This window comes from Ligilactobacillus acidipiscis DSM 15836 (assembly GCF_001435755.1).
Lineage (GTDB): Bacteria > Bacillota > Bacilli > Lactobacillales > Lactobacillaceae > Ligilactobacillus > Ligilactobacillus acidipiscis.
Map to the genome: position 1 here is coordinate 1 of NZ_AZFI01000097.1, position 8,290 is coordinate 8,290.

The 8,290-nt window shown below is 40.6% G+C and carries 6 protein-coding genes and 1 other annotated feature; all 6 genes read left to right on the forward strand.

What is annotated here, in order from left to right; genetic code table 11:
• Positions 1-156: 156 nt before the first annotated feature.
• Positions 157-564, forward strand: a complete 408-nt coding sequence (locus tag FC65_RS07165; protein WP_010498439.1) for a hypothetical protein — start codon at positions 157-159, stop codon at positions 562-564.
• A gap of 95 nt (positions 565-659) precedes the next feature.
• Positions 660-1,796, forward strand: coding sequence for an exonuclease SbcCD subunit D (locus tag FC65_RS07170; RefSeq protein WP_010498440.1), 1,137 nt, complete (start codon positions 660-662; stop codon positions 1,794-1,796).
• A complete protein-coding gene (locus tag FC65_RS07175; RefSeq protein ID WP_056972092.1) occupies positions 1,783-4,911 on the forward strand; it encodes an AAA family ATPase in 3,129 nt (1,042 codons plus the stop codon). The genes FC65_RS07170 and FC65_RS07175 overlap by 14 nt, the downstream gene beginning before the upstream one ends.
• Positions 4,912-4,948: 37 nt before the next feature.
• Positions 4,949-5,539, forward strand: a complete 591-nt coding sequence (locus tag FC65_RS07180; protein ID WP_010498444.1) for a metal-dependent hydrolase — start codon at positions 4,949-4,951, stop codon at positions 5,537-5,539.
• A 136-nt stretch (positions 5,540-5,675) separates the two neighbouring features.
• Positions 5,676-6,131, forward strand: coding sequence for a Fur family transcriptional regulator (locus tag FC65_RS07185; RefSeq protein WP_056972093.1), 456 nt, complete (start codon positions 5,676-5,678; stop codon positions 6,129-6,131).
• Between the two features lie 42 nt (positions 6,132-6,173).
• Positions 6,174-6,364 (forward strand) — a binding site (T-box leader).
• 159 nt (positions 6,365-6,523) lie between these two features.
• Positions 6,524-7,777 carry a tyrosine--tRNA ligase gene (tyrS, locus tag FC65_RS07190; RefSeq protein ID WP_056972094.1) on the forward strand — a complete coding sequence of 418 codons (1,254 nt, stop codon included), beginning with the start codon at positions 6,524-6,526 and terminating at the stop codon, positions 7,775-7,777.
• Positions 7,778-8,290: the final 513 nt, after the last annotated feature.

The window sequence follows — 8,290 nt, forward strand, 5'->3', positions numbered from 1 at the left end:
GTTGAATGTTACGAACTAGCACCACGCGTTTTAAAATATATTTACCGCAACACTCTGCTTTGTCATTGTTTGTGCCACAGCATTTTATTTAAATGTCACTTTAAACGTGTCTTAAGGTATAATTAAAACTAAATTGAATTACGAGGAGATCCGCTGATGAAAAAAGTAGACCATGAACAACCACAAGCTCCACGCTTTACAGAATTTTTGACTAAACAGTTTGATATTTTCCAACAAAAACAACAAGTTTTTATTGAATATCTTAATGTTCCGCAACCGTTGAGTGCCTGCATTCAAGAGATCGCTCATGCTGCGGGAATGTTTGCCGCTATGGACTTGCTGGCTAAGGCGCAAGACCGGATCGATACTAATGGGACTTTTACATTAAATGATGAAGATACTCATGAGATCGATCTTTTGCATGATCGGTTATTAGATTTTATTTCTAAACAGGTTTTTGCAAATTTTGATGAACGTTTGATCGATCTGTGGCCAGATGAATATGGTGATTTGATCGAAGATGGATATAATGGTGGGCTTGAAGCAATTTTGAATCAAGGATAGTCTGGCTGATACAGGCAGACTTTAAGAGCAGTGATGCTCTTTTTATGATAAAATTAAACGAACTAACGTTTGAAAAAAGGACTGGAGGAAACGAAATGCGTTTTTTACATACAGCAGATTGGCATATTGGTAAGAAACTACACGGTTTTGACTTGCTTGCCGAACAAAAAGACGCTTTTTGCCAAATTAAGCAAATTGCTGCCGCACAAAACGTCGATGCGATCGTGATCGCAGGTGATCTGTATGATCGAGCAGTTGCGAGTGAAGATTCTGTCGCTGTACTAAATAAGATGCTCAAAGAGTTGAATTTAGAGGAAAAGTATCCCTTATTGGCGATCAGCGGTAATCACGACTCGGCGATCCGTTTAGAAACAGGCAGTGAGTGGTATACGGCTACAGAATTTTACCTCAAGACCAAATTTTCTGATGCCTTTGAGCCGGTCACATTGAATGATACACAATTTTTTATGCTGCCTTATTTTCAACCACAGATGGCGCGCAATTATTTTCAAGATGAGTCGCTTAAAAATTTGCCGGAGATCATGGAAAAAGTCGCAGCAGCAATGGTTCAAGAGTTTGATCCGACGAAAAAACATGTTCTGATCGCGCATTTTTTTGCTGCAGGCAGTTCACATACAGATTCAGAAACGATGTTAGAGGTTGGCGGCTTGAACCCAGTCCCGGTCGATCTTTTAGAGGAGTTTGACTATGTTGCTTTAGGACATTTGCACGACAAAAATGCTCTGAAGCACCCTTTTATCCATTATGCAGGTTCGCCTGTTAAATTCTCAATTAGTGAAGCAGAAACACAAAAGGGTGTGTGGATCGTTGATACTGACCCCTATCAGGCGAAGTGGATCCCGTTAAAGCCTCTGAATGATATTCATGTTTTGGAAAATTCTTTTGCTGAATTAACAGACCCTAAACTTTACCGTGCGATCCCCGCAGATGATTACGTCGCGGTGCGTTTAACAGACCGGGCAGTGATCGATGATATCATGAATAAATTACGACATTATTATCCACGGATAATTAGTTTGTCACGGGTAAATGGGCGGGAGAGCCTGATAGCTGATGAAAATAATGGCGGTCAGGTCAATTTAGATCCACTCGAGTTGTTTGAGAGTTTTTTTGAAAAAATGACCGATGAAAAGCCGACCCAGCTGCAAGAGCAGATCGTGCAGGAAAGTTTTGAAGAACTGCAGAAAGGGGATACTTATGAAACCAATTAAACTCCGTATGCAAAACTTTGGGCCGTATGTGGATGAGACCGTTGATTTTGGCGATTTTTTCGATGCGCCGGTTTTTTTGATCAGTGGGAAAACAGGAACAGGCAAAACAACGATTTTTGATGCCATGTGTTTTGCCTTGTTTGGGCGCACGTCCGGCGGTGAACGTGATGCCGAAGAAATGAGATCTGATTTTGCGAGTGATCAAGAACTGACCGAAGTTAGCTTTATATTCGAAGATCATAAAAAAAGTTATCAGATCACTCGTTCACCCAAGCAAACAGTTGCCTCTAAACGGGGTAATGGTCAGACTGTTCGGGCTGCTAAAGTTTCTTTGATCTATAAAGATCCGACTGGTGAAAAACGGGAGATCGACAAGATCAATCAAGCTAATAAGTTTATCAATAATTTATTGAACCTTACTGCAGAACAGTTTTCGCAGATCGTGTTACTGCCACAAGGTCAATTTCGGAATTTTTTAGCAGCTGACAGTAATGATAAAGAAACCGTGTTGCGGGAATTATTCGGCACGGAATTTTATCAGCGCTTTGTGGATAACATCAAGGATCGGACCAAAGAAAGAAGAAACGCTGCCAAACAGCAGCTTGCTTACTTGCATGACCTGCAAAAGGGAGCTAATTTTGATGAGCCGGAAAAAGTGGATCCAGAACAACCAGTATTAGATTGGTTAGATTTATTGGCTGCACAGCTCAAGTTACAAAACGAACAGCTCAACAAATACAAGGCCGAAAATGATGTTAACGAGCAAAAGAAAACACAACTGGATCGTTTGTATCAAGCACAGCAGAGTTTGTTAGCTGATCAACAGAAACTGGTTCAATACCAGCAAGAAGCCAAAAAACTTCAGGAAAAAGAAGCAGAGATCACAAAGTTAAAGAAACATGTCCAAGATTTGGAATGGGCTGACCAACAGCAGGGGACTTTGAAAGACCTGACCGATTCTGCTGCTCAACAAACCAAGTTGAAGGCTGAACAAGAAAACGGAAAACAGCGGCAAGGTGAATTAAAAAGTGCCCTGGCAGAAATTGAACAAAAACAATCTAAGATCAAGGCTAATGAGCCGCAAATTCTTGCATTTCAGGGTAAGGTTGAAAGGCTAAAAGATAAAGTCGACTTGTATCAAGAGGTAGAAAGACTCCATCAGCAGCAAAGACGTATTGCGACCCAAGTTAAGCTTGCGCAAGAAAAAGTCGCAGATGCCCAAAAAGAGCTGACTGAAAGCAAGCAAAAACAACAAGAACTAACGAAAAAACTGGAGACTTATGCTGACTTACACCAGCAAGCACTTCAACTACAAGAACAAAAACAACGAGTTCATAATTTCGAACAACATTTACAAGAGCTGCAACAGTCTATTTATAAAAAAGAACAGACTAAACAGCAGATCGCGGACTTAAAAAAAGAACTCACTGAGTTACGGTTGGCGGCCAAGGCTGCCCAGGACAAATATAATGAGATGGATTCTCAATATGCAGCAGATCAAATAGTGCTCTTGGCGGCTCGGTTAAAACCGGGCACACCTTGTCCTTTGTGCGGGTCGACTGAACATCCGCATCCGGCTGCAAATGTTGCAGTTGCAAAACCTGTGACAAAACAACAGGTCCAAACGGCACAAAAAGAGGTCCAACAAGCTGCTGCAGCTGTTAATACTAAGTGGGGGACTCTTGAAGCCCGCAGTAATTATGTGGACCAACAAAGTAAAGAAATTCAAACACAACAAGAAAAATTAGCTGATAATTTGTCATTAGCGGCTGATTCAAGTTTGGATAAAGTGGTTCAAGCGATAGAAGAAAAGCGTAAGCAGTTAGATCAAGACGGTCAAAAACAAGAAAAACGCCAGGCCGAAAATGACGCGATAACAGCGCAACTGGCTTCATTGCAAGTAGAGCAGCCGCAAATAGAGACTAAAGGCAAAGCTGCTGCTGAAAAATACACTCAGTTACAGATCACTAAGGAAAAACTGCAAACTGAGTGTGAGCAAAAACAGGCGCAACTCCCGCCAGAATATGCCTCCAGTCGGGAACTCAAATCGCAGTTGGATTCCTGGCAAGAAAAGATCAGTGCTCATCAGCACGAAAAAGAACAGGTGCAACAGCAGCTGTCTTCGTTAAATGAACAGTTGGCTGGAGTAGAGTCTGGGTTTAGAGAACGGGCAAAACAACAAGCTGAAGCAATTGAGAAACATGAAAATGCACGTCAAAAGCTGGTCCAAGCCTGTCTTGCCTATAATGAGCAGATGGATCTAAGGAAGCTCACAGCTTTAAACAGTGAATTAAGTACGCTAAGTCAGCTCAGAGATCAGATCCAAGGCTACCAGCAAGAAGTTACTATCAATCAAACTACACAAAAGCAGTTGAAACAGCGGATCGCAGGCCAACCGCAGCCGCAAATCGCTGAAACCAAAAAAGAAATTCAGCAGTTGCAAGTTAAGCAAGACGAGTTATTTCAAAAGCGGAGTTTGGTCAATCATCGGTTTAACCAAAACAAGGAAACGTATCAACATGTCAGTGAGATCTGGCAGCAATATCAAAATGAATTGGAACAAGATCAACAATGGGATCAATTGGCCGATGTTGTTTCTGGTAAAGGCAAGTTGAAATTAAATATTGAAAGATATGTCTTACAAAGCTACTTTAAGCAGGTCTTAGAGGTCGCTAACCAGCGTTTCGCTGAATTGACTGGCGGCCGCTATAGCTTTTGCTTGGATAAAAAGACCGGCAGTTATGCTTCAAATACCGGATTAGAGCTTGATATTTATGATGATAATGCCGGGAAGATCCGTTCAGTTCATACTTTATCCGGCGGTGAAAGTTTTATCGCGGCTTTATGTTTGGCTTTGGCTTTGGGCGAAGTTGTTTCTGCTCAGGCTGGCGGTGTGAGTGTAGAAGCACTATTCGTTGATGAAGGTTTTGGTTCGTTAGACACTGATAGTTTACAGGTTGCTTTGGACGCTTTGAGGGCGATCGAAGGTGAAAATCGCTTGATCGGGATCATTAGTCATGTTACTGAGCTGCGGACAGAGATCCCTGACCAATTGCATGTTTTGTCGGATAATGGCCGGTCAGTCATCAAATATGAACATGAATTTGAGCAGTGAGTTGAAGTGAAATTTTGTAGTATAAAAGGGATCAGTTATGGAGTATAAAACGCATTTAGTATCAACGGTGGTCGTAGGCTTGCCGGTTATGGCAAGTGGCGGACAAGTGGATGTATTGAATATGGGGATGCTGGTATTAGGAAGTTTACTTCCGGATATCGATCATCCGCAATCATTTTTAGGAAAAAGAAATAAAATCGCGAGCGGCCTGACCAATAAGGCATTTGGGCACCGCAAGGCCACTCATTCTTTGGCGGCTTTAGTGCTTGTTTATTGGTTAATGAGCGTGATTGCCGCGCACTATTTGACCAGTCGTGGGATCTATACTCCTTTTTGGCTAACGTTTGGTTATTTATGTCATTTATTAGAAGACAGTTTTTCACGGGATGGTGTTAATTGGTTGTGGCCTAAAAAAAGGAAGGCTATACACGGAGCTCACCAGGTGGTTTTTTATAAGACTGGCGGTTTAGGCGAGTATCTGGTTTTGGGTTTGATGATCTGTTTGCTGGTGATCGAGATCCGCTTGTTGTGGATCGGTCAACTCGACCGTTTGTTGGCTGGCAAGTATCTTACTAACTTGCAAACCTGGCTTTTTTCACTTGACCAGTTTTTACCTTTTATTAAGTGAGAACGTATTTGTTAAAATTTGACTGTGTTTTTTGATAGACTTTTCTTTTTAACTGGTGCTACAATAACAATGTAGTAGGAGTTTTATAAAAATTACAAATACGAAAAATTTTAACAATGAGAAGGGCGCGTAGTTTATGCTCAGAAACCAGGAAATGTTGGTCACTGCAGCTGAAAATCTCAAAGAACACGGTATCAAGAATACACCGCAACGTCAGGTGATTTTAGCTTATTTGATGACTTCGCATGAGCATCCGTCAATTGAAATGATATATGAGCATGTTCGTCAAAGCGGCTTTAGCGTCTGTTTGGCGACTGTTTATAACACGCTTGAATTATTACAAGCTAATAAATTGATCACTGAAGTTGCTCCGGATAATGATGGGCATATGCGCTATGATTATTTGGACAAGCCTCATTATCATGTGATCTGTGTTTCTTGTAATAAGATCGTTGATGTGTTTGATGATTCGTTTAAACAGTTGGAAAAGAAAGCGGCGGTTGAAACAGGTTATCAGATTTATAATAGTCAATATGAAGTTTATGGCCTTTGTCCGGCATGTCAAGCAAAGCAACAAGCAGCGCATGAGTAAAAGACTATTGACTTTTTAGACATGATAGCATAGGATAATTTTAATAATGCAATGAAGTAACGCAGTAGAGTCTTAGGCACTAGTCAAGAGAGCTGATGGTTGCTGGAAATCAGTCTATCCTAAGAACTTGAATTACATTATGGAGCAAGATTCGGTTGATCCCGTTACAGATAGTTAAGGTGACTGCAGCAGTGCAGTAATCTGGGTGGTAACGCGGAAATTTCGTCCCTGATGTCTTTGAGACATTGGGGGCTTTTTTTGTTTTCAAGAGCCGATGTGTTGATCACTTGGTTCAGCCGACCAAACTAAGGATGGCAATTTGACGTTTTTGGTTTGCAAACAATTGAGCCCATATAGTTAGTATTGATAGAAGCAGAGAGGATGGTAGAATATTGGAAAATATTATTGATGAATTAAGATGGCGTGGAGCTATCAATCAAGTCACAGATGAAGAAGGATTGTACAAACTAGTTAACGATAAGTCGGTTGGCTTATACTGTGGGACAGATCCTACTGGGGATAGTTTGCATATTGGTCATTTGATCCCTTTTATGATGCTTAAAAGATTCCAGATGGCCGGTCATCGTGCTCACATCATTATTGGCGGAGGAACAGGTTCGATCGGCGATCCGTCTGGGCGTAACTCAGAGCGGACTTTGCAATCGATGGAAACTGTTCACCATAACGAAGAAGCTTTGACTGCTCAAATGAAGAAATTGTTTGGTGCTGATAACATTACTGTCGTTAATAATTACGAGTGGTTATCTAAAATCGACTTACTAAGTTTTTTGCGTGATTACGGCAAACTGTTCAACATCAATACAATGCTCAATAAAGAAGTAGTTGCAACTCGTTTGGAAGCCGGGATCTCATTTACTGAGTTTACTTATCAAATCTTGCAGTCCGTTGATTTCCATCATTTGTGGAAAGAACATGATGTGCAGTTGCAGATCGGTGGTGCTGATCAGTGGGGTAATATTACGAGCGGGATCGATCTGATCCATAAAATGGAAGGACAAGAAGCCCAGGCATACGGTTTAACGATCCCACTAATGGTCAAAGCTGATGGAACTAAGTTTGGTAAAACGGCTGGCGGCGCAGTTTGGCTAGATCCAAAGAAGACGACTCCATACGAATTTTATCAGTTCTGGGTGAATCAAGATGATCGTGACGTAGTGAAATACTTGAAGTACTTTACTTTCTTGTCACGCGCAGAGATCGATGAGTTGGCTGAAAAGGTCAAGACTCAACCTGAAAAACGAGAAGCGCAACGTAGGTTAGCTGAAGAAGTAACAGAGTTTGTGCATGGCAAAGACGCTGTTGAACAAGCTGAACGTATTTCGCAGGCACTATTCTCAGGTGATGTTAAGGCTTTGACTGCTGATGATATTGAACAAGGCTTTAAAAATATGCCTTCAGTCGAATGTTCCAGTGAACCGACAAATATTATAGAATGGCTAGTGGATACCGGCATTGAGAAATCTAAACGGCAAGCACGTGAAGATGTCAATAACGGTGCGATCCGGATCAACGGAGATCGTATCAGAGATCTTGAACATGTGATCGATCCAGCGGCTATGTTTGATGGTCGTTTTGTTATAGCTAGACGTGGAAAGAAGCGTTATTTCTTAGCCAATGTTAAGTAAAAATTTAAGTAGATCCATTTGATCGAACTAGGGCTCTACTCTTACATAGTTTCTTTTGTTGCAATTTGTAATGAAGCTATGTAAGAGCAGGGCTCTTTTTGTGTTTCCATGGTGCTGATCGTGTTCTTTAAATTAAAACAGGTTGAGGGTACAGTCTTATGTGTTGAGGATAGTTAATTTGTTTTATGGTTGCCGGCAGTTGATCATTGTTATTAGTCGTAAATTTTTAAAAATTTTTTGCATTTTTTAAAGTCGAATTATAGGAAAAAACAAGGCTATTTCGACTTAAAACTTTATATTTTTTGAAATATTATAGTTTTAAGTTCGTGAATCGAAGAAATTTTGTTATTTTGAATAACTTTAATAAAAAAATGGCAGTTGACGTATTAAGAATTAGCTTGTATATTTATATATGCTGATTGATTAGTTATTAAGTTTCTGATTTTTCTTCACGTTCAGCAATATTCAATTAAATTTTTTTAAAATTATTGTTGACATTTTTGCTCAGCGTGG